19 protein-coding genes and 1 tRNA gene are annotated in these 21273 nt (G+C 62.2%); 10 read left to right on the plus strand and 10 right to left on the minus strand.

Translation table 11 applies throughout. The features are described from left to right. The first annotated feature begins 93 nt into the window (after positions 1-93). Entirely contained in the window at positions 94-729 is a 636-nt protein-coding gene (locus M5C56_RS22490) for a hypothetical protein (RefSeq protein WP_103496355.1), read from the plus strand. Positions 730-766: 37 nt separating this feature from the next. Here the strand turns inward: M5C56_RS22490 and M5C56_RS22495 are convergent, their stop codons facing one another. The 6 genes from M5C56_RS22495 to M5C56_RS22520 all read right to left on the minus strand — a co-directional run bounded on the left by M5C56_RS22495 (position 767) and on the right by M5C56_RS22520 (position 6021). Further along, positions 767-1312, minus strand: coding sequence for a hypothetical protein (locus M5C56_RS22495; protein ID WP_103496356.1), 546 nt, complete (start codon positions 1310-1312; stop codon positions 767-769). 720 nt (positions 1313-2032) lie between these two features. Then, positions 2033-2106 (minus strand) — tRNA-Gly (locus M5C56_RS22500). A 282-nt stretch (positions 2107-2388) separates the two neighbouring features. Continuing rightward, a complete protein-coding gene (locus tag M5C56_RS22505) occupies positions 2389-3276 on the minus strand; it encodes an alpha/beta hydrolase (RefSeq protein ID WP_103496357.1) in 888 nt (295 codons plus the stop codon). A gap of 316 nt (positions 3277-3592) precedes the next feature. Next, positions 3593-4285, minus strand: coding sequence for a pseudouridine synthase (locus tag M5C56_RS22510; protein WP_103496358.1), 693 nt, complete (start codon positions 4283-4285; stop codon positions 3593-3595). 34 nt (positions 4286-4319) lie between these two features. Beyond that, entirely contained in the window at positions 4320-4538 is a 219-nt protein-coding gene (locus tag M5C56_RS22515; RefSeq protein WP_103496359.1) for a cysteine-rich CWC family protein, read from the minus strand. Next, positions 4531-6021 (minus strand): sensor domain-containing diguanylate cyclase, encoded by a 1491-nt coding sequence (locus tag M5C56_RS22520; RefSeq protein ID WP_103496360.1) that lies wholly within the window; start codon positions 6019-6021, stop codon positions 4531-4533. The genes M5C56_RS22515 and M5C56_RS22520 overlap by 8 nt, the downstream gene beginning before the upstream one ends. Before the next feature lie 169 nt (positions 6022-6190). On the opposite strand from M5C56_RS22520, the gene M5C56_RS22525 reads away from it, so the two are divergent. Beyond that, positions 6191-7033 carry a cache domain-containing protein gene (locus M5C56_RS22525; RefSeq protein WP_103496361.1) on the plus strand — a complete coding sequence of 281 codons (843 nt, stop codon included), beginning with the start codon at positions 6191-6193 and terminating at the stop codon, positions 7031-7033. 26 nt (positions 7034-7059) lie between these two features. Here the strand turns inward: M5C56_RS22525 and M5C56_RS22530 are convergent, their stop codons facing one another. Further along, complete coding sequence (locus M5C56_RS22530; protein WP_103496362.1) at positions 7060-8577, minus strand: MDR family MFS transporter; 1518 nt, start codon at positions 8575-8577, stop codon at positions 7060-7062. A gap of 422 nt (positions 8578-8999) precedes the next feature. Further along, entirely contained in the window at positions 9000-9905 is a 906-nt protein-coding gene (locus M5C56_RS22535; RefSeq protein WP_103496363.1) for a LysR family transcriptional regulator, read from the minus strand. Positions 9906-10017: 112 nt separating this feature from the next. On the opposite strand from M5C56_RS22535, the gene M5C56_RS22540 reads away from it, so the two are divergent. Both M5C56_RS22540 and M5C56_RS22545 read left to right on the plus strand, forming a co-directional pair. Further along, a complete protein-coding gene (locus tag M5C56_RS22540; RefSeq protein ID WP_103496364.1) occupies positions 10018-10902 on the plus strand; it encodes an MBL fold metallo-hydrolase in 885 nt (294 codons plus the stop codon). Positions 10903-11009: 107 nt separating this feature from the next. After that, positions 11010-11624: an NAD(P)-dependent oxidoreductase gene (locus M5C56_RS22545; RefSeq protein ID WP_103496365.1), complete on the plus strand. Its 615-nt coding sequence runs from the start codon at positions 11010-11012 to the stop codon at positions 11622-11624. A gap of 119 nt (positions 11625-11743) precedes the next feature. Here the strand turns inward: M5C56_RS22545 and M5C56_RS22550 are convergent, their stop codons facing one another. Next, a complete protein-coding gene (locus tag M5C56_RS22550; RefSeq protein WP_103496366.1) occupies positions 11744-12628 on the minus strand; it encodes a LysR substrate-binding domain-containing protein in 885 nt (294 codons plus the stop codon). Between the two features lie 142 nt (positions 12629-12770). Between M5C56_RS22550 and M5C56_RS22555 the strand changes: the two genes are divergently transcribed. The 6 genes from M5C56_RS22555 to M5C56_RS22580 all read left to right on the plus strand — a co-directional run bounded on the left by M5C56_RS22555 (position 12771) and on the right by M5C56_RS22580 (position 20210). Next, positions 12771-14408 carry a 5-guanidino-2-oxopentanoate decarboxylase gene (locus tag M5C56_RS22555; RefSeq protein ID WP_103496367.1) on the plus strand — a complete coding sequence of 546 codons (1638 nt, stop codon included), beginning with the start codon at positions 12771-12773 and terminating at the stop codon, positions 14406-14408. Continuing rightward, a complete protein-coding gene (locus tag M5C56_RS22560; protein WP_103496368.1) occupies positions 14408-15856 on the plus strand; it encodes an aldehyde dehydrogenase family protein in 1449 nt (482 codons plus the stop codon). Before M5C56_RS22555 ends, M5C56_RS22560 begins: the two co-directional genes overlap by 1 nt. 208 nt (positions 15857-16064) lie before the next feature. Beyond that, on the plus strand, positions 16065-17168 hold the full coding sequence (locus M5C56_RS22565; RefSeq protein WP_103496369.1) for an extracellular solute-binding protein: 1104 nt from the start codon (positions 16065-16067) through the stop codon (positions 17166-17168). Positions 17169-17379: 211 nt separating this feature from the next. Further along, a complete protein-coding gene (locus tag M5C56_RS22570; protein ID WP_103497883.1) occupies positions 17380-18288 on the plus strand; it encodes an ABC transporter permease in 909 nt (302 codons plus the stop codon). Further along, positions 18285-19133 (plus strand): ABC transporter permease, encoded by an 849-nt coding sequence (locus M5C56_RS22575; RefSeq protein WP_103497881.1) that lies wholly within the window; start codon positions 18285-18287, stop codon positions 19131-19133. Before M5C56_RS22570 ends, M5C56_RS22575 begins: the two co-directional genes overlap by 4 nt. Before the next feature lie 18 nt (positions 19134-19151). Next, positions 19152-20210, plus strand: a complete 1059-nt coding sequence (locus tag M5C56_RS22580; protein WP_103497879.1) for an ABC transporter ATP-binding protein — start codon at positions 19152-19154, stop codon at positions 20208-20210. Positions 20211-20213: 3 nt separating this feature from the next. Here the strand turns inward: M5C56_RS22580 and M5C56_RS22585 are convergent, their stop codons facing one another. Next, entirely contained in the window at positions 20214-21143 is a 930-nt protein-coding gene (locus M5C56_RS22585) for an AraC family transcriptional regulator (RefSeq protein WP_103497877.1), read from the minus strand. Positions 21144-21273: the final 130 nt, after the last annotated feature.

Here is a 21273-nt window from a genome sequence, read left to right on the forward strand (position 1 = left end):
CGAGTATGGCCTTTTGTTATTATTGGCGACTCTCTAGAATCCGCTTCGCGCTCCTGCCATGGAGGCGCTATGCCATCAATTAGGGAAGTCGTCATGCAAATTGGAAAAATTCTGGGGTTGGCTCTGGTACTGGGATTGAGTGGGTGCGCCAGCTTTACCAAGGACGAAGTGGCTCCTGTGAAGATGCCGTCGATGTCCAGCTATTCGAACAAGCCGAATGTCTATGTGGATTTCAAATTCTACCAAGGTGTGCCAAAAAGCACTTCAGCCGTTGAAGTTCCGCAAGCACGCGATATGCTCAAGCCTGAACTGCAGAAAGTGCTGAACGATTCCGGGCTCTTTGGGCGGGTCACGCTGGATGAGTTCCAGAAGCAGCCTGGTGATTACAACCTGCACCTCAAGGTGTACAACCATCCGGCGGGTGGTGGCCAACTGGTCATGGGTTTTATCAGTGGCCTCAGCCTTATGATCATCCCGGCAATGGCCACTGACCAATACAGCATGAGTCTCGAAGCGATTGACCAACAAGGGGTGGCAATCAGCAATGGGAGCAATCATGACTCGATCAATACCTGGATGGGGATCTGGTTTGTGCCTTTGATGGGCAATACCCCAAAAGCGGCAATCAGTGACACCTTCAGCCGTCAGGTCAATGCGCTGCTCAAGCAAATGGTCGAGAGCAATAGCCTGAAATACTCGGCACTCAATTTCGGCGTACCACGCGCCTGATAAACCAAGGGCCGCAATAGCGGCCCTTTTTTTTGCCTTACTTCAAGGCCTGAATGAACTGCGGATCGCTGTACAAGGCTTTCAGCAAATCACGCACCATCGGATTGTAGGCATTGGCGGCATTCGGAATCGCAATGGCTCCGATAAAGTTGCTGTTCCACTCGTGGTTTACGTCCTTGGTTGCGTCATAGACCACCTCAGTGCCCTTGAGCAAGGTAAAGCGAGCAGAGAGCTGCCCTGTACCGGTACTGGCTCCTGCCGTCAGCTCATTCTTGACCAGTAATACATTCAAGTGCCGCTCTGCTTGCGGATCCAGCAGGCCGGCTTTGCGCAGCTCTTCGTTGATAGCTTGCTGAATGTGCAGGGGGATGCTGCCACTCGGCGAACGAATCGGGTTAGCCCGAACCGTCAGCGAGCCCTGGCCAGAGGCTGCTTTCACCTCGGCATTGCTGATCGATTGCAGCGGTGGGGTCTGCTTGAGCTGTTGGACATTCGCGAAGTTCGGCTCATAAGGCATCATGGTTACACCACAACCTTGCAGCAGCAGGGCGAGCAGGGGGACCAACAGAAGGGATTTTTTCACGGCATATCCTTGCGTGAGTGTAGGGAGGCCGGATTATCGTTAGATGGCCTATGGCTATCAACCATGTTTCAGCTTTGGATGGAGAAAATGAAGGAAAGGGGAGCTGAGCTCCCCTTTCGTGGCCTGCCTGTTCCCGTCAGTTCGCTGCAGCTGGCGGTTCTTCTTCCAACAGCGAATCCACCTGCCGTTGAGCCAGCTCAATCAGATGCACTACGCCCATCGCCACCTTGCGATGATGCTAGATCGTTTCGGTGGATTGTCTTGCGGCAGATAGTGGGACAAGGCGCGGTCGGCGGCTTTGGGGTCGATGGCTTCTATGTTGAATGAACGCGGTGGGTTGGGGGGCGGTCCTGGAATAGGAGGGTATGAATTAAGCTGAAGCGATCCTGCCTCTCGATGTTCGTGCCGTGTCATGCGTCCAAAAGGATTAGCAGGCAGTTGCGCGGGTATGAGGAGGTTTTAAAGTCATTCCGTTCCCGCAAGGGGCTTGTGAGACTCTGAGGATCCTGGGCAACCAGCAATCGTAGAGCCGGACAGGTAGAGGGGTGATGACAGGCCGACCTGTCTGTGAACGAGACGCCGACAGGCACCTTTGTCGTTTCTGGGGGAGGCGTTATTTTGGACGCTCAACCGCGATCCCGACCATAAAAAAACCGGCCTCCAGGGCCGGTTTTCTTTTGTCTTCGTCGCGCTGTTCAGCAACGTCGGACTGGATTTGATTGGAGCGGGTAGAGGGAATCGAACCCTCAACTAAAGCTTGGGAAGCTTTCGTTTTGCCACTAAACTATACCCGCAGATAGAACGGCTGACTTTGTACCAGATGTGGCCGGGGATTTGAAGTTTTTCTTTGGAAATCTGTGTTTTAACGCGGGCGTCGGGTCGGCGGTAGTGCCGGGAAGGCCAATACCCTTCAGCAGGATCGAGCGTGGCTCCTGTCGGTGCTGGACTTGCCTGCGAGACTTCTGCTGGCCACTCGGGCCTCTTCGCTGGCAAGCCAGGCTCCTACAAGGGATTTGCGTTCATCGAGGGATTTGCGTTCGTTCGCCAGAACTGGGCAACCCCGCGATAGCCCACGTTCACATGGCCTGTGCATGGTGCTCCTGAACATGTCGGTAGTACCGCGATCGACTTTCCTGGTGCGTCGGCTTGAGGAACTCCAGCAACGCGTGACGGCTGTCGCGGCAGGCGGACTTGTGTTCCATGTCGAGAAAGTGCCCGGTGCTGCGAATCGTGCTGAAGTGGCTGTGGCGCACATGCTGGCCAAACTGCAGCGCATCCTTGGGCGAGGTGTATTCGTCCCATTCGCCATTCATGAACAGCACCGGTACTTCGATTCGTTTCGCTGCCGTCAGGTAGCACAGCCGGTCACTGTTGAGCACATGGCCGATATGGAAGTGCATCTGCTCGTATTCATGCTCGGCCAGGCTGCTGACATGCCGGTAGTTGTAGCGCTTGAACAGCGACGGCAAATGCTTGCCGATGGTGCTGTTGACCAGGTGGCCCATGCGGTCGCGGTCGCAGGCGCTGAGGTAGCCGACGCCCCGTTCCAGATAGTCGCGCATCGGTTCGCTGAGCACCGGCGAGAAGGAACTGATCACCGCCTTTTCGATCCGCCGTGGCTGATGCGCCAGGGCCACCAGGGTCGCCGCACTGCCCCAGGAAAAGGACATCACGTGCTCGGCGGCGAAGTGGTCGATCAACTCCAGGAGGATCTGCCCTTCGACTTCCTTGGTCAGCATTTTCTCGTGACGGTTGTGGGCCTTGGACTTGCCCGCGTAGGGCTGGTCGTAGCACACGACGTTATATTGCGGGTGCAGGTTCTTCACTGTCTGTGCAAACGACGCAGTGGTGGCCATCGAGCCGTTGACCAGGATGATGGTCTTTTCTGCGGCATCTGCGCGATAGAACTCCGTGTAAACCCGATACTGCCCCTGTATATCCAACACAGCAATTTCTGGCCTCATGTCAAAAGACTCCTGGCAAGCGGGTATGCGCGCAACGAACTGTGCACGAGCTATATGACAGGTAGGCATTCGCCTGGAATGTTGCAGGCCCATGTCGGTCCGTTGAAGCCTGGCCGACGGGTATTGTTATAGGCGGGCAATCTGCCGGAGAGCGAGAGCCGGTGGGCCTCGCAGCCGACAAAGAGTTTCTTGGAATAATCATGTGACTCGTCAGTCATATTTTGGCTGACGGTCTGATTCAAGCAGGCATGTGCCGATTGTGCAAGGAACGATTTGTCATAACTCGGTGACTTCTGCTCAGCGGTCGTCGTCGCGCTCAGATCCGGTCGATTTCTTCGCTGCGTAGCGGGCGGTATTGTCCCGGGGCCAGTTGTTCATCCAGCACCAGCGGCCCCATGGCTTCACGGTGCAGGCGCAGGACCTTGTTGTCGAAGTGGCCGAACATGCGCTTGACCTGGTGATAACGGCCTTCGACGATGCTCAACCGGGCGCTGCGCGGGCCGAGCAACTCCAGCGTGGCGGGCTGGGTGGTGAGGTCTTCGAAGGCGAAATACAGGCCACGGGCGAAACTTTCGGCGTACTCGGGGCCGATGATTTGCTCCGTCTCCACGTAGTAGACCTTGGGCAGTTTGGTCTGCGGCTGGGTCAGCCGGCGCGACCACTGGCCATCGTTGGTCAGGATCATCAGCCCGGTGGTGTTGAAGTCCAGGCGGCCGGCGATGTGCAACTCGGCGGCTTCGGGTTCGTCGATCAGGTCGAGGACGGTGCGGTGCTCCGGGTCGCGGGTGGCACTGACGCAGCCCTGGGGTTTGTGCAGCATGAAGTAGCGTGGCGGGCGGCCTGCCTGCAGCACGTCGTCGTCGACCTCGACCTGGCTGAACTCGCGAACTTCATGATGGGGATCGGCGACGATCAGGCCGTCGACCTTGATTCGTTTTTGCACCAGCAACAGGCGCACCTGCTGGCGGTTGAAGCGGGGCAGGTTGCTGAGGAAACGGTCAAGGCGCATGGCTGAAAACTTCGGGGTGGGCGAGCATATTAGGTTATGGCGCAGGTGCTGGGGGCGCCTTCAGTTGCTCGTCTACTTGCGCGCAACGCGGACACAGGCAGGCGGCGTTGCGCAGTTCGTCGGGCAAGGCTTCGAGTATCGCCGGGTCGATGCTGACGTTGTAGCACCAGCAGGGCCGGTCGGCAGTGCGCGGGTCGGCCAGGGCACAGTCGTTGCGCGCGCCGCAGGCCGGGCAGAGGCCTGGGTCATTCATGGGCGGATTTCGACAGGTCGCTGCAGACGCGGTTGCGTCCGCTCTGTTTGGCCCGGTACAGCGCATGATCGGCCCGGGCCAGCAGGCTGTGCAGGGTGTCGTCAGGTTGCAGCGAGGTCAGGCCGATACTGACGGTCACTTGCAGGCCCTGGCCGTTGTAGCTGTAGCGCTGTTGTTCGATATGCCGGCGAATTTTCTCGGCGATCAGTAGGGCATTGGTGCTGTCGGTGTCCTTGAGCAGGACAATGAATTCCTCGCCACCCCAGCGGCAAATGATTTCCGACTGGCGCAGGCAACTCTCCAGGTCTCGGGCAAATCCGCTCAGTACGGCATCGCCGGCAAGGTGGCCGTGGGTATCGTTGAGTTGCTTGAAGTGATCCATATCCAGCAGCAGCGCGGTCAGTGGCTTGGGTTCGCGTTGGGCTTCATGCAGAGCCTGGACCGCCAGCAGGTCGAAGCCCCGGCGGTTGGGCAGGCCGGTGAGGCTGTCGAGGGTTGCCAGGGCCTGGATCTTGCGCTGGTAGCGATGGATCACGCGGTTGAGCAGGGCCAGCACGATCAGGGTCACCACCAGGCAGATCAGCAGGTTCAGGTACAGCGACTGGCGAATCCCGCTGAGGGCGCCGTCTTCGCGCTTGTCGACGAACAGGTACCAATTCAGCTCCGGAATAAAGCGCACATTGAGGAAGTGCTCCTTGCCGTCCGGCTCCGTGTACTCGTAGCTGCCATCGTGGGGCTTGGGCAGCTTGGCCTGCAGGTTCTTCATGCTCGCCAGGTCGTTCAGCGACTGCCCGGCCCGGGCACCTTCGGGGCCGCCGTCGGCGCCGGTCAGTACGAGGCGGCCGAAGGTGTCGACGAAGTACACGCTGCGCTGGTAGCGCTGCTGGTACTTGTCCATCAGCTTGACCACCGCGTCCACGGTCAGGCCGACACCCGCCGCGCCGATGAAGTGCTCGTCGTAGTCGAAGACCTTGTAATTGATGAAGAAGGTCAGGCGGTTATTGTTGGCGGTGTCCGGATCGACATTGATCTCGTAGGGCGCCTGCATGTCCCGCACGCGGAAATACCAGAGGTCGTTGGGGTCGTCGATGCGGATTTTCTTCAACACGCCCTTGGCCTGGTAGTAGGTCAGGTTGCTGGCGGATATGAAGAAGGCGGTGTAGGTGCCGTAGTGGGTCATGACCTCGTTGAGGTAGCGGGTCATCTGCTGCGGGTCGCGTTCGCCGGCCACCACCCAGTCACGCATGAAGGTGTCGCGGGCCATCATCGAGGAAATCAGCACCGGGCGGACCAGGTCCTTCTGGATTTCCGAGTAGACCGTGTCGGAGGTCAGGGGCAGTTCGGTGTTGACGATACCGTCGCGGATCGAGGCGCGCGAGGCATAGTAGCTGAGCAGGGAGGTGGCGAGGAAACCGCTGGCGAGCAGGGCGATCAGCGTCAGGATCAGCGAGCGTTGCGAGTAGAGTACTGAGCGAAGCGGCATGACGATTCCGTAGGCGGGTTCCCGATGGACGCATTCTAGTGGCACGGATAAAAAATGCCTGCACATTTTGCAGGGAGTTCGGGCGTCCCGACCACGGCTTGCTGAATGCTTCCGTATAGGCGGTGGCGGTCTACGCTCCTGTGCGACCAACACGAATGAGGGCTGCATCATGGGGTTTGCTTTAACACGGGCCTTGTCAGGCTGTTTGATGTTGCTGTGCCTGGGGTCGGCGCTTGCAGCGACCGCACCGGCGGATGAGGCGCCGGCGGCCAAGGCGCTGTTGGAAAAGGCCGTGGCTTATTACCGCGACCAGGGCGACAAGGCATTCGCGGCGTTCAGTCGCCAGGGCGAGTTCGTCGATCAGGACCGCTATGTGTTTGTGGTCGACACCCGAGGGGTGATGCTGGCCAGCGGTGGGCCGTCTTCAGCGTTGATCGGGCGCGACGTATCCGAGGCCCTGGGCCTGGATTTGCGCAAGGCATTCAAGGACACGCTCAAGACCCCGGAAGGCAGCGGCATCCACGAGGCCGAGTATCGCTGGCAGAACTGGAATGATGGCAAGGTCGAGCGCAAGCGGGTGTTTTTCCAGCGGGTCGGTGAGCGCATCCTCGCGGTCGGTTATTACCTGCCCCGAGCCTCGCCGCAGCAGGCCGAAGCCTTGCTGGCCAGGGCGGCGACCGATCTGGGCAAGGACAAGCAGGCCACGCTCGAGTCGATCAATGCACTGGGTTTCCTGGAGGACGACCTGTATGTCTTCGTGGTGGACCTGAAAACCCATCGTTACCTGGCCCACGGGACCAACCTGCGACTGGTGAACACCGACTTCAGCAAGATCAGGGACCCCGACGGCAAACCGGTGGGGGAGCCGATCCTGGCGCTGATGGCCAAGCAGGAGCGCGCAGAGTATGAGTATCGCTGGAAGAACCCGGTGACCGGAAAGATCGAAGACAAGCATGCCTACCTGAGGCGGGTCGGGCAGTACCTGGTGGCGGTCGGCTACTACAGCCCTTGACCGACCTCACCAGGGAATTCCTTCGACTAGCGGGCCTTGTCTTCGCGCCCGCGCAGGACCTTGTTCGGCATCGCCAGCGCCGCCGCCAGACCCAGCAGGGCGACGGCGGCGCTGATCAGCAGCAGGTGCCGGAAGGTCAACAGCAGCTCGGCGCGCAAGGCGTCGCGCGCCGGACCTTCAGCGCTGTTCAGGCCTTCGAGCAAGGCATTGCCCGAACTGCCTTCGGTGACCAGCGAAGCGCCGGCCAAATGGCTCAGGCTGGAGTCCTGCAACAGCGCCAGCAACAACGCCGACATCAGTGCCACGCCCATCGCGCCGCCGAGGGAGCGGAACAGGTTGGTGGTGCTGGTGGCGACGCCGATATCGTGCTGTGCCACGGAGTTCTGCGTACCCACCAGCGAGGTCGGGAACTGCAGGCCGCCGGCGATCCCGCTGAGCAGCATGAACAGGCTGCTGAGCAGCACCGCCTGGGGTGGGGTAAACGCCATGCCGAGGATGCTCAGCGGCATCAATAGCGCACCGATCAGGATCAGCGGTTTGTAGTAGCCGGTCACCGAGGTCCGCCGTCCGGCAAAGTAGGCGCCCATGGGCAGCCCCACCGCCAGCGGCAGCAAGTGCAGGGCCGCGCTGTCGGCGCCGGCCCCGGTCACGCTCTGGAAGCGCAGGGGCATCAGTACGGTGAGGGAGATCGCCTGGAAGCTGGTGAAGAATATCGTGCACCAGCACAGCAGGGCGTTGCGGTTGAGGAACAGGTGCATCGGCAGCAAGGGCTCCACGGTGCGCCGTTCGTGCAGGACAAACAGCAGCAGGGCGATCAGCGCCGTGACCAGCAGGCCCAGGACCTGCCCGTCATTCCAGTGGTGGCCCTGGCCGATGAAGGTGATGCCCAGCAGCAGGGCGGTCAGGCCGATGATCATCAGCACGGTGCCGAGATAATCGATGATCGGCTTGCGCTGCGGTATCGGCAGGCCGACCAGGGTGCGGTGGGCCACCAGCCAGGCACCCAGGCCCAGCGGCAGGTTGATCAGAAACACCCAGCGCCACGACAGGTACTCGGTCATATAGCCGCCGAGGACCGGCCCGGCCACGCTGGCCACCGCGTACATGCTGCTGAAATAACCCTGGTAACGGCCGCGTTCGCGGGGCGGGATGATGTCGCCGATAATCGCCTGGCTGACCGAAATCATGCCGCCAGCGCCGATGCCCTGGATGATCCGCGCCAGCACCAGTTGCTCCATGCTCTGGGCCATGCCGCAGAACAGCGAGGCAAGGGTGAACAGGCCCATGCCGAACAGCATCAGCCGGCGTCGACCGTAGAGATCGCCGAGCTTGCCGTAGATCGGCACGGCCACGGTCATGGCCACCATATAGCCGGAAATCACCCAGGCGAGCAGGCCGACATCCTTGAATTGGGCGGAGATGGCGGGCATCGAGACAGCGACAATGGTCTGGTCCAGCGCACCGAGGAAAATCGCCAGCATCAAGGCGATCAGGATACTGCGAATCGCCGGCTTCGTTTGGCCGGGCTGATTGAGATTGGTCACGGTAGAACCTGCAAGCAGTGGTTGACCCGCTCACCAGGCAAGTGCGCGGGGATGCTTGCCAGTGTACTCGATAGCCTGCTATTCGATAGCCTCGTAAGTACAACCGCCGAGATTATCTCAATGCACTCAGGCTGGCCGTATGGGGCACGCAGAAATCCAGGTGGCAGGTGGATAACCCCCGTGGCGTCTGTCGTATCTGTTCTACCCGCCAGGCCGCGGTGGCGTAGAGCGCTACAACGGCGGTGACAGCTAATACGGCGGCACACTTTCTTGTTTTTAGAATATTCATGCTCTTGACCTCTGACTCTGCCGAACTCAGTTCGCTAGAAGGTACTGATTCAAGCCTAGGTCAGTTGTCGGGAGTTGCCAGTCATACCTGGCATATCGTCGGTGCGCTATTCAGCCGGTGGATCGGCCAGTCCTTATAATCCCTCGTCCCAGAGTGGCACTTCGGGAAAGCGCCGCACCAGGAAGTCGAGCATGCTGCGCAGCGTCGCCGGCATGTGTTTGCGTGAGGCGTACACCGCATAGATGTTCATCAGTATCGGTTCGGCCTGGGGCAGCAGGCGCACCAATTCGCCTCGTTTGATATAGGCCCCTGCCTGGTAGGTGGGCAGCATCGAGATACCGGCCCCGGCGATCACCGCCTGCATCAGGGTGCTGGCCTCGTTGGCGCTGATATTGCCCTGCACCGGCACTGAAACCTGTTCTCCGTCCTGCTTGAAATGCCAGAGGCTTTTGCCGAAGTAGGAGTGGGTCAGGCAGTTGTGTCGGCTCAGGTCTTCCACTCGCTGCGGCGCCGGATGTTCGCGCAGATAGGCCGGGGAAGCGCAGATCACCGAGCGACAGACGGTCAGTCGGCGGGCGATCAGGTTCGGGTCCAGCTCGGTGCTGGTGCGGATCGCCAGGTCGATGCGTTCATCCACCAGGTTCACCGTGCGGTCGAGCATCTGCAGGTCGACGCTGACGCCCGGATGGTGCTTGACGTACTCGGCCATGGCATCGGCCAGTTGCGCCAGGCCGAATGAGGTACTGACGCTGATCCGCAACAGCCCGCGCGGCGCCTCGTCCGGTACGCTGACGGCGGCTTGCAGGTCTGCCGACAATTCCAGCATCTGGCGGCAGCGTGGCAGGGTTTCGTTGCCGGCGGCGGTCAGGCTCAGCTTGCGGGTGGTACGGTGCATCAGCCGGGCGCCGACCCAGTCCTCCAGCTCCGCGAGGTAGCGCGATACCACCGGGCGCGACAGGTCCAGATGGTCGGCCGCCGCCGACTGGCTGCCCAGGTCGACCACCGTGACGAAGACCCGCATTGCCGTAAGACGATCCATGATTTGACCACTTTCAGAAACAAACTATGTTCCAGCATCGCATTTTTTGTATCGGTTCGGGCAACTAAGCTCTGTTCATCGCCATCACGGCCAACAGATCTCGGAGTTGCACATGATCGGATTGTCTTTGTTTCGTCGCCTCTTGCTCGCCAGCGCCACCCTGGGTTTTGTCGCCCACGCGGCGGCAGCCCAGCCGGCCTTGACCCTGGATGTCTACAATCCTGGGACCTCGGCGATTTTCCCGGTGAGTTCGGTGCTGGTCAGCGGTGAGAAGGAGGCAATCCTGGTGGATGCCCAGTTCGGCAAATCCCAGGCCGAACAACTGGTGGAAAAAATCCGCGCCAGCGGCAAGCAACTGACCACCATCTACATCAGCCATGGCGACCCGGACTACTACTTCGGCCTGGATACCCTTACCCAGGCGTTCCCCCAGGCCAAGGTGCTGGCATCGGCGCCGACCGTGGCGCATATCAAGGCCACCGTCGACGGTAAGCTGGCTTTCTGGGGGCCGAAAATGGGCGCCGATGTGCCGGCGCACACGGTGCTGCCCCAGGTGCTCAAGGGCGATCGCCTGACGCTGGAAGGGCGTGAGCTGAAAGTTATCGGTTTGAACAGCCAGCAACCGGATCGCACCTTTGTCTGGATTCCGTCGATCAAGGCGGTCGTGGGCGGTGTGGTGGTGGCGGAAAACATCCATGTGTGGATGGCCGACACCCAGACCGCGCAGTCCCATCGGGCCTGGTTGGCAACGCTGCAACACATCCAGGCGCTGAAACCCAAGACCCTGGTGCCCGGTCATTTCCTTGGCGACAGCTCGCGTTCCCTTGCGGCGGTGCAATTTACCGCGGACTACATCAAGGCCTTCGACGAAGAGACCGCCAAGGCCAAGGATTCCGCTGAACTGATTGCGGCGATGAAGAAGCGTTATCCGGGCCTCGGCGAGGAGTCCTCCCTGGAGCTCAGCGCCAAGGTCGCCAAGGGCGAGATGAAGTGGTGAGTTCGCTCACCTGTTGATTGGACGTATCTGTAGATCAGCCTTCCTGCTCCCTGGGCGGGAAGGCCCCCTCGACGCACAGCGTCATTCGATTGGAACTGGAGAGTGTCATGAGCAAGATTGCAATCATTGGTGCCACCGGCCGTGCCGGTAGCCAGTTGCTGGAAGAAGCCCTGCGTCGCGGCCACAGCGTGACCGCCATTGCCCGTAACCCGGCGAAGATCGCCGAGCGTGCCGGTGTGGTGAAAAAGGCGGTCGATGCGCTGGATGCCGCGGCGCTGGAAGCGGCGGTTGCCGGTCACGATGTGGTGATCAGCGCCGCGCATTTCGCCACCCTGCCGGCCGCAGCGGTGATCGGTCCGGTGAAGAAGGCCGGGGTCAAGCGCCTGCTGGTGGTCGGTGGGGCCGGTTCGCTGTTGTTGCCAGGTGGCGGTCGGGTGATCGACAGCCCGGGCTTTCCGGCGGAGTACAAGGCTGAGGCCAGTGCGGGGGCGGAGTTCCTTGAGACCTTGCGTCAGGAAAAGGAACTTGATTGGAGCTTCCTGTCGCCGTCGGCGGAGTTTGTCGAAGGCGAGCGTACCGGGCACTTCCGCCTGGGCAAGGATGACCTGCTGGTGAGTGCCGAAGGTCGCAGCTGGATCACCTTTGCCGATTACGCCATCGCCCTGCTGGATGAAGTCGAGAAACCGGCACACTCGCGTCAGCGCTTCGCCGTCGGCTACTGAGTTTTAGCGATACACCGTGCCTCCCGTGGGAGCCGGCTTGCTGGCGATGAACGATAACGCGGTCTGTCTGAGACACCGCGGCGTCTGCATCGCCAGCAAGCCGGCTCCTGCAGGTCTTATCAACCCCGCTCCGCCGCCTGCGCCACCAGCCACTCCATCAACTCCCGCAACTCTGGCGCCGTCCCGGCCCGTTCCGGGTAGACCAGGTAATACGCCTGCCCGGTGCGCACCCGCAGATCGAACGGCATGACCAGCCTTCCGGCACTCAGGTCCTCGCCGATCAACGCCCAATCGCCAATTGCCACGCCCGTGCCCTGGGATGCCACGCTCATCGCCAGGTCCAGGGTGTCGAAATGCTGTCCCTTGCTGATATTGCTGACCCGCGCGCCCGCGACCTTGAGCCAGGCTTCCCAGTCCCGTTGGTCGCGCGTGGGATGCAGGAGCATATGCTGCTCGAGGTCGGCGAAGCTGTTCAGCGGCACCGGACCTTCCAGCAGTTGCGGTGAGCAAACCGGCGTCAGTTGCTCGTCGAACAGATGGTGAGACGCCACCGAGGGCCCCGGCGCCGGGCCATAGACCACGGCGGCATCGAATTCTTCCCGGCGGAAATCCACCGCGTGCTGCACCGTGGTGGTCAGCTCCACGGGCACGTCCGGGCGCTCCTTCTGCCATTGCAACAGGCGTGGCAGCAGCCAGCGCATCATGCAGGTCGGGGCCTTGAGTTGCAGGGCCTCGCGCCGGGCGCCGACCTGATCCACCGCTTCGTCGATCAGGTTGAACACCTGCTGGATCCGCGGAAACAACTCGCGGCCCTGGGCCGTCAGGCTCAGGCCACGGGCCTGGCGCTGGAACAGCGCATAACCCAGGTGGCTCTCCAACCCGGCGATCTGCCGGCTCACCGCCCCCTGGGTGATGTGCAGCAGCTCGGCCGCGCGGGTGAAGTTGCAGCACTGGGCGGTGACCAGGAAGGTATGCAGAGCGGGCAGCGGTGGCGGACGTTTCATGGCGGGGCAGCTCAGGCATGACGACAGGACATGCCTAGTATGACTATTTTTGCCTTGTGCCCGCCATCGGCCAAACGCTCCAATAACCCTATCGCTGTGCTCATCGGCAGCATGGCTTATACGAACAAGAAGGGCGGGACAGATGGCGACGTGCGGCGAAGTATTGGTCAAGTTACTGGAAGGCTACGGGGTCGAGCAGGTGTTCGGCATTCCCGGCGTGCATACCGTGGAGCTCTATCGCGGGCTGGCATCATCGAGCATCGAGCATGTCACGCCGCGCCATGAACAGGGCGCCGGCTTTATGGCCGACGGCTATGCCCGCACCAGCGGCAAGCCGGGTGTGTGCTTTATCATCACCGGCCCCGGCATGACCAATATCACCACGGCGATGGGCCAGGCCTATGCCGACTCGATCCCGATGCTGGTGATCTCCAGCGTCCAGTCCCGCAGTCAACTGGGCGGTGGGCGCGGCAAGCTGCACGAGTTGCCGAACCAGGGCACGCTGGTCGCGGGTGTCGCGGCGTTCTCCCATACGCTGATGTCGGCGTCCGAATTGCCGGCGGTGCTGGCCCGGGCCTTCGCGCTGTTCCAGGCCGGGCGGCCGCGTCCGGTGCATATCGAGATTCCTCTCGATGTACTGGTGGAAAACGCCGATGCCTTGCTCGACAGTCAGCCGGTGCAGATTACCCGTGCCGGCGCCGCCCCCGCGGCGATCGCGCAAATGGCCGAACTGCTGGCCAAGGCCCGCCATCCGCTGATCCTCGCCGGTGGCGGTGCCATCGATGCGGCCGCCGCGCTGACCCGGTTGGCAGAGCGGCTGGAGGCTCCGGTGGCCCTGACCATCAACGCCAAGGGCATGTTGCCGTCGCGCCATCCGCTGCTGATCGGATCGACCCAATCCATGGTCGCGACCCGTGCCCTGGTGGCGGATGCCGACGTGGTCCTGGCCATCGGCACGGAGCTGGCGGAAACCGACTACGACATCACCTTTGTCGGTGGTTTCGAGATTCCCGGCACCTTGCTGCGGGTCGATATCGACCCGGATCAGACCGTGCGCAACTATCCGCCCAAGGTTGCGCTGGTGTCCGATTCGCGGACCGCCGCCGAGGCGTTGCTCGCCGCCGTCGAAGGCCAGGCGCTGGCTGCACGCCAAGGCGATTGGGGACCGCAACGCGCTGCCGCCTTGCGCGCCGAACTGGATGCGCTTTGGGACGCTCCGACCCGTGCCCAGACGCAATTCCTCAACACCGTTCTCGAGGTGTTGCCGGAGGCGGTGCTGGTGGGTGACTCGACCCAACCGGTCTACACCGGCAACCTGACCCTGAACCCGGAGCACCCACGGCGCTGGTTCAACTCGTCCACCGGCTACGGCACCCTCGGTTATGCCTTGCCGGCGGCCATCGGTGCCTGGTTGGGCGGCGCCAGCGAACGCAGCCAGCGGCCTCCTGTGGTCTGCCTGATCGGCGATGGCGGCTTGCAGTTCACCCTGTCGGAACTGGCCAGTGCGGTGGAAGCGCGGACCCCGATCATCGTGCTGCTGTGGAACAACCAGGGCTACGAAGAGATCAAGAAATACATGGTCAATCGCGCTATCACCCCGGTTGGCGTGGATATCTATACCCCGGACTTTATCGGTGTGGCCCGGGCCCTGGGTTGCGTGGCCGAGGCCGTTTCCGGTGTTGAGACCTTGCGTAGCGCCCTGGAGGCCGCCGCGGATCGCCAGGGACCGACCCTGATCGAAATCGACCAGCACCTGTGGATGGAAGGGGAGGCCTGGTGATGAAAGCGCAAATGAATCAGGACGGCCTCTATATCGACGGCCAATGGCGTTCCGGCAGCGAACAGCTACGGGTGATCAATCCGGCGACTGAGGCTCTGCTCGGCAGCGTTTCCGGTGGCAATGGGCAGGCGGTGGATCAGGCGGTGAGCGCGGCGAACCGGGCTTTTGCCGGTTGGTCGGCGACCACCGGGGCACAGCGTGGCGCTGTACTGCGCAGGATTGCCGAGGGCGTGCGCGAGCGCCGCGAAACCCTGATGCACCTGCAGTCGAGCAACAACGGCAAACCGCTGTTCGAGGCGGGCATCGATGTCGATGATGTGATTGCCACCTTCGAATATTACGCGGGCCTGGCCGAGGCCCTCGACGGGCAGCAGGACAAAACGGTCGAGCTGCCCAGCGACGCCTTCGCCGCCCATGTCCGCCGCGAGCCGTGCGGGGTGGTGGGGCTGATCGTGCCGTGGAATTTCCCGATGGTCACCACTGCCTGGAAGCTGGCTCCGGCCCTGGCCGCCGGTTGCTGCGTGGTGCTCAAACCGTCGGAAGTCACGCCGCTGCCGGAGCTGGAACTGGCGTCGATCATCGCTGAGAGCGGCTTGCCGGCCGGGGTCTTCAACCTGGTCTGCGGCACCGGCCTGGCCGTCGGCGCACCATTGGCGGCCGACCCTCGGGTGGCGAAGATTTCCTTCACCGGCAGCAATGCGGTGGGAGTCCAGGTGATGCAGCGGGCAGCGGAAACCGTGAAGGGCGTCAGCCTGGAACTGGGGGGCAAATCGGCGCTGCTGGTGATGGCCGATGCCGACCTCGATCTGGCGGTTGAGCTCGCCAGTGGCGGCGGTTTCTTCAATGCCGGGCAGATGTGCTCGGCCACCAGCCGGGTGCTGGTGGCGGAGGAGATCGCCGATGAATTCCTGCTGCGCCTCACTGCGCGGGCCGAGGCCATTTGTGTGGCGGACCCGTTCGACCCCGAGGTGGAAATGGGCGCGCTGGTCAACCAGGCGCAATACCAGCGTGTGCTCGCTCATATCGACCGTGGCCTGAGTGTCGGTGCCCGACTGGTCTGTGGCGGCGGACGTCCGCCGGAGCTCGCGCGCGGTTATTTTTTGCGACCGACCATCTTCACCGAAGTGCCCCTGGACAGTGCGTTATGGCGTGAAGAGATTTTCGGCCCGGTGCTCTGTGTGCGCAGTTTTACCAGCGAGGCCGAGGCGTTGGCGCTGGCCAACGACAGCGAGTTCGGCCTGGTGGCCAGCGTGGTCAGCAGCAATGCCCAGACCGCGCAACGTATCGCCAATGCCTTGCAGGCCGGGCTGGTATGGATCAACGCGCCGCAGGTGATCTTCCCGCAAACCGCCTGGGGCGGCTACAAGCAGAGCAGCCTGGGCCGTGAGCTGGGGCCTTGGGGCTTGCAGGCCTTCCAGGAAATCAAACATGTGATTCGCGCCCTGTAAAACAGGGCAGTGCATGCCTCGAAATGAGGCATGCGCCGAGTGCATGGCTTCAATGACAAACTTTCGATTGTTGCCGGTCCCAGGCGACCTCAGGATGAACCCGCCGACTCAGCTACGACCCACGGTCCACGGGGGCTCCAGCGAGATCGAAGACCGGCCGCAGACGTTGCGACCGACCTCATACCTAAAAGAATAAAGGGAGTCCGAAATGGGCCAGTACGACCTGAACAGAAGGCAGTTCATCAAGACCGTGGGCGTCGCTTCGGTGGCCGCCGCCGCCATGAGCATGCCGTTTATCCGGGCCAATGCCAGCGACACCCGCTTCCAGGGCAAGACCCTGAAGCTGCTGACCTGGTCCGATGACACCGGCCTTGCCGCCCTGCGCAATATCGCCGCGACCTTCGAGGCCAAGACCGGCGCCAAGGTCATCGCCGACCGCACCGGCAGCACCTCGGAAATGGTCGCCAAGCTCAAGGCCGGCGGTGATCGTCCGCAGTACGACATCATCACCCTGGCCGGTGTCGGCGCCGAAGGCCTGGCCGCTGCCGGGCTCCTGGAAAAACCCGATCTGAACCGCATTCCCAACCTGGTCGACGTGCCGGAAAAATACCGCACCGGCGCCAACGGCCATGGCATCGGCTACCTGCTCTGGTGCAACAGCCTGGTCTACAGCACCCGCACCGTGAAAGAAGCGCCGGACAGCTATGCGGCGCTGTGGGACAAGGACTTCGCCAGCAATCTGTTCCTGCCGCCGCCGAACTGGACCGAGGCCATGGACCTGATCATCATCGCCGCCAAGCTGGCCGGTGGCGACGAGCACAATATCGAGCCGGGCTTCAAGAAACTCGCCGAGCTCAAGGACCGCGTGGTCACCCTTGGGGAAAACCCCAACCAGATCGCCGAGCTGTTCCGTACCGGCTCCCTGGACCTGGGCGGCCTGTATGCCCCGGCGTTCTTTCCGAAACAGATCCGTGATCCGGCCTACGGCCTGGGTGCCACATTCGGTATGAAGGAAGGCTTCTACACCGACCTGATGCTCTCGGTGATGCCGAAGAATCGCCCTGGCGATACCGACCTGGCCTACGCCTTTATCGACCATTCGCTCGACCCGCTGGTGCAGGGCAAGATGGCCGAAGACATCTTCAACGGTCCGGTCAATGCCAAGGCGATCATCTCCGCCGAGGCGCGCAAGAGCCCTTACATCCTGACGCCGGAACAGATTGCCGATAAGGCCATCATGCACGACAACGCTTTCCTGGCGACGGTGCATGACCAATGGATTCGCCGCTATACGGAAATCTTTTCGTCCTGAGGTTCAGGTCGCGCCAGGATTCGAAGACACCGCGCAACCTGTAGGAGCAGGCGGTCCGGCGTCCCGGCTTGCCCGCGAAGCTTTTGGCGTTCTTGAGGACGCCTTCGCTGGCAAGCCAGGCTCCTACAAGGGACCGCGTTCAATCCTGGCGATCAGGTGTGTCCGCCAGCTTCTGCCTTGTTGATGATTTCTCTCAGTCGAGACTCTTTTTATGGAACACCAACCTCTGACCCGGCCGGTCGGCGTGGTTTTGCCGCGTCCCTCTACGGGGATTTCGCCCACCGCCCGGGCCTGGCTTTTCCTTTCGCCGTCGATGCTGTTTCTCGCCGTGCTGATCCTCGCCAGCCTGCTGGTGCTACGGATGAGCGTCGGCACCAAGGGCGCCGAATGGACCGGCTTCAGCCTCGCCAGCTATGCGCAACTGCTTGAACCCTACTACCTCAAGTCGTTGCTGCTGACCCTGCGCCTGGCGCTGTTCAGCGCCGTGATCGCGGTGCTGCTGGCGATCCCCGTGGCCTACACCATGTCGCGCCTGACCTCGCCGTTTCTACGGCGGATCTTCCTCGCCGCGGTGCTCCTGCCGCTGCTGGTCAACCTTTTGCTGCAAAGCTATGGCTGGCTGGTGATTCTCGGTCCCGGCGGCATGCTCAACCAGGCGCTGATGGGCCTGGGCCTGATCAAGCGCCCGATCATGCTGCTGTACAACCAGAACGGTGTGTTGATGGGCCTGGTGCAGACCGCTTTTCCCCTCGCGGTCCTGCCGATCGCCAGCGCCATGCGCGGTGTCGCCCGCACCTACGAAGAGGCCGCCGCGACCCTCGGCGCCAGCCGCTTCCAGGTGTTTCGCCAAGTGGTCCTGCCGATGAGCCTGCCGGGCATCATCACCGGCGCGACCCTGGTGTTCGCCTACAACGCCAGCAGCTTTGTCGTGCCCCTGCTGCTGGGCGGTCGGCGTGTACCGATGCTGGCGGTGATGGTCCATGACCAGATTGCCCCGCTGATGAACTGGCCGGCGGCTTCGGCGGCCGGCGTGGTCCTGATCATCACCACCCTGGCGATCATGACCTTGTCCGAATACGTCACCGGCCGTCGGCGCCGGATGCTGGAGTCCTGCCAATGAGCCTGTCGTCGTCCAAACGCCTGTCGATCCTGCCGGGGGAGACCGGGCGCTTCGCCGGGGTTCTTTCGGGGATCATCCTGCTGCTGGCGGTGCTGCCGATCCTGACCATGATCGTCATGTCCTTCAGCGGTGCCTCGAACCTCGACTTCCCGCCCAGCAGCTACAGCCTGCAATGGTATCGCGCGGCCTGGCAGACCTTCGTCTCACCCGATAGCAGCGATGTACTGAGCCTGGGCAAGGCGATGACTACCAGTTTGCTGGTGGCCTGCCTGACCATGGTGTTTGCGACCCTGGTGGCGGTGCCCGCTGCTTATGCGCTGGTGCGTTGCGAATTTCGTGGCAAGGCCGTGGCGTTGCAACTGATGTCCCTACCCCTGGTGTTTCCGATGGTGGTGCTGGGCCTGGCGTTGCTGTTGGTGTTCGACAGCCTGCCGTTCCAGATGAGCTTCTCGCGGTTGGTGATTGCCCACGTGATCCTGGCCTTGCCATTCGTGGTGAAGAACTGCACGGCGGCCATGCTCTCCATCGGCAGCGAGGTCGAGGAGGCGGCGCAGATGCTCGGTGCTTCGCCGCAGCGGGCGATCCTCGATGTGGTGGTGCCGTTGATGAAGTCGGGGATTCTCGCCGGGATGCTGCTGGCGTTCATCGTCTCGTTCAACGAGTTCACCGTGACCTATTTCCTCTACACCATTGACGTGATGACCGTGCCGATCTGGATGTACAGCCGCACCGTCTCGTCCCTGGACCCTACTGTTTTCTCCTTTGCCGTGCTGATCGTGCTGATCGACTTCGTCCTGATCTGGGCGTTGGAGAAGCTGGTGGGCGAGGGCGGCGTTTCCTTCTGATTTCTTGAGGTAAGCAACATGACTGGACTGATTCTGGAAAACGTCGAAAAACACTACGGCCTGGCCTGTGCGGTGAAGGACGTCAATCTGCACCTGCCCGAGGGCAAGCTGGTGTGCTTCCTCGGCCCTTCGGGGTGCGGCAAGACCACCTTGCTGCGGATGATTGCCGGCCTGGAAACCCTCAGCGGTGGCGAGATCCGCCTGGACGGCGAGGACATCGGCCAGACCCCGGCGCACCTGCGCAACTTCGGCATGGTGTTCCAGTCCCTGGCGCTGTTTCCCCATATGACCGTGGGCGAGAACATCGCCTATCCGCTGAAGCTGCGCGGGGTCGGCAAGGCCGAGCAGCAGGCGCGGGTGGTCGAACTGCTGCAACTGATTCAACTGAGCGAGATGATCGACCGGCCGGTGTCCAAGCTCTCCGGTGGCCAGCGCCAGCGGGTGGCGATTGCCCGGGCGATTGCCGCGCGGCCCAAGCTCCTGCTGCTGGATGAGCCGCTGTCGGCGCTGGATGCCAAGTTGCGCGAATCGATGCAGGTGGAAATCCGCCAGCTGCAACAGCGCCTGAACATCACCACCATCATGGTCACCCACGACCAGCGTGAGGCGATGACCATGGCCGATATCGTGGTGGTGCTGGGTGAGCATCGGGTGCAGCAGGTGGGCACGCCGATCGAGATCTATCGGCACCCGGCCAACGAGTTTGTCGCCGACTTTATCGGTTCGGGCAATATCTTTCCGGCCACCGTGCTGGGCGGCGGAAGGATCGGGCTACCAGGGGGCGAGAGCATCGAGGTGCCGAGCAGTGCCGCTGTCGAGGCCGGCAAGCAGGTACGGATGCTGGTGCGCCCGGAAGACCTGCAACTCTCCGCGCCCGAGTCGACGGCAGGGCATAATCGCCTGCTCGGCAGGGTGATCTTTGTCCGCGATATCGGCTCGACCATTGAAACCATCGTCGAGTGTTCCGGCGTCTCGTTCACGGCGCTGAGCACGCCGTGCCAGGGCATCGGCCTGGGTGTTGGGCATGCGGTCTCGGTGACCATTCCGGCAGAGGCCTGTCGTGTACTGGCGGCTTAGCGCCTAGACACTCAGGCGCAACCGCGCCAGGTCGCGCAGCGGTGGCGCGCCGAACAGCCGGCTGTATTCGCGGCTGAACTGCGAGGGGCTTTCATAGCCCACGCGGTAGCCCGCCGCCGAGGCGTCCAGGCCTTCGATCAGCATCAGCCGCCGCGCTTCCTGCAGGCGCAGCTGCTTCTGGTACTGCAACGGGCTCATGGACGTCATCGCCTTGAACCGGTGGTGCAGGGTCGACACGCTCAGGTTGGCCTCGCGGGCCAGGCTGTCGATGCGCAGCGGTTGTTCGAAATTGCCGTTCAACCACTTGATCGCCTGGCTGACCCGGTGGCTCTGGCTATTGGCGATGGCGATCTCATACAGCCGGTAGCCCTGCGGGCTGCGCAGCAGTCGATAGAGAATTTCCCGACGGATCAGCGGCGCGAGCATGTTGATGTCTTTCGGGCTGTCGAGCAGGCGGGTCAGGCGCAGCAGGGCATCGAACATCTGTGTGTCCAGGCGCTCGACATACAAGCCGCGCCCGGTGGGCCGGCTGGGCACGCCCATGGGACCGGCCTCGGCAATCAAGGCACTGATTTCGGCCGGATCGATATCCACGCGCAAGGCGAGGATCGGGTGTTCCGGCGAGACACTGGTGATCCGCCCGCAAATCGGCATGGAAACCGAAACCACCATGTAGTTCAGCGGGTCGTAGACAAAGTTCTCATCCCCCAGGCGTACTTCCTTGCGACCCTGGGCCATGACACACAGGGCCGGCTGGGCCAGTACCGGGGAGAATTCGTGGGGCTGGCCATGGCGCGACAGGTGCAGCGAGCCCACCGCGGTGGCGTAGCTGCCGTCTTCACCGGTGTTGCGGTAGATGATCTCGGCCAGCTCCGCGCGCAACTTTTCCATTTCTACCGGCAGGGGGACTTGGGGTTGATCGAGCAAGGACATGGTGGGCCCTGGAGGTGATTGCGAATGGGGCAAGCTTAAGTTTGGGCAAGCCGTAGCGCCAGGACAATACTGCGCAATTCTTGCCTGATTCTGCAGTCTTTTCATATGACGGTCATATTACAGGCGGCCA

Source organism: Pseudomonas sp. MWU13-2862 (genome assembly GCF_023242495.1).
In the GTDB taxonomy this organism is placed as follows: Bacteria; Pseudomonadota; Gammaproteobacteria; order Pseudomonadales; family Pseudomonadaceae; genus Aquipseudomonas; species Aquipseudomonas gingeri_D.

Coding starts and splice junctions, on each gene's coding strand:
- M5C56_RS22490 (WP_103496355.1), top strand. CDS start 94: ATGCAAATTGGAAAAATTCTGGGGTTGGCTCTGGTACTGGGATTGAGT.
- M5C56_RS22505 (WP_103496357.1), bottom strand. CDS start 3,276: ATGAGGCCAGAAATTGCTGTGTTGGATATACAGGGGCAGTATCGGGTT.
- M5C56_RS22510 (WP_103496358.1), bottom strand. CDS start 4,285: ATGCGCCTTGACCGTTTCCTCAGCAACCTGCCCCGCTTCAACCGCCAG.
- M5C56_RS22515 (WP_103496359.1), bottom strand. CDS start 4,538: ATGAATGACCCAGGCCTCTGCCCGGCCTGCGGCGCGCGCAACGACTGT.
- M5C56_RS22520 (WP_103496360.1), bottom strand. CDS start 6,021: ATGCCGCTTCGCTCAGTACTCTACTCGCAACGCTCGCTGATCCTGACG.
- M5C56_RS22525 (WP_103496361.1), top strand. CDS start 6,191: ATGGGGTTTGCTTTAACACGGGCCTTGTCAGGCTGTTTGATGTTGCTG.
- M5C56_RS22535 (WP_103496363.1), bottom strand. CDS start 9,905: ATGGATCGTCTTACGGCAATGCGGGTCTTCGTCACGGTGGTCGACCTG.
- M5C56_RS22540 (WP_103496364.1), top strand. CDS start 10,018: ATGATCGGATTGTCTTTGTTTCGTCGCCTCTTGCTCGCCAGCGCCACC.
- M5C56_RS22545 (WP_103496365.1), top strand. CDS start 11,010: ATGAGCAAGATTGCAATCATTGGTGCCACCGGCCGTGCCGGTAGCCAG.
- M5C56_RS22550 (WP_103496366.1), bottom strand. CDS start 12,628: ATGAAACGTCCGCCACCGCTGCCCGCTCTGCATACCTTCCTGGTCACC.
- M5C56_RS22555 (WP_103496367.1), top strand. CDS start 12,771: ATGGCGACGTGCGGCGAAGTATTGGTCAAGTTACTGGAAGGCTACGGG.
- M5C56_RS22560 (WP_103496368.1), top strand. CDS start 14,408: ATGAAAGCGCAAATGAATCAGGACGGCCTCTATATCGACGGCCAATGG.
- M5C56_RS22565 (WP_103496369.1), top strand. CDS start 16,065: ATGGGCCAGTACGACCTGAACAGAAGGCAGTTCATCAAGACCGTGGGC.
- M5C56_RS22570 (WP_103497883.1), top strand. CDS start 17,380: ATGGAACACCAACCTCTGACCCGGCCGGTCGGCGTGGTTTTGCCGCGT.
- M5C56_RS22575 (WP_103497881.1), top strand. CDS start 18,285: ATGAGCCTGTCGTCGTCCAAACGCCTGTCGATCCTGCCGGGGGAGACC.
- M5C56_RS22580 (WP_103497879.1), top strand. CDS start 19,152: ATGACTGGACTGATTCTGGAAAACGTCGAAAAACACTACGGCCTGGCC.
- M5C56_RS22585 (WP_103497877.1), bottom strand. CDS start 21,143: ATGTCCTTGCTCGATCAACCCCAAGTCCCCCTGCCGGTAGAAATGGAA.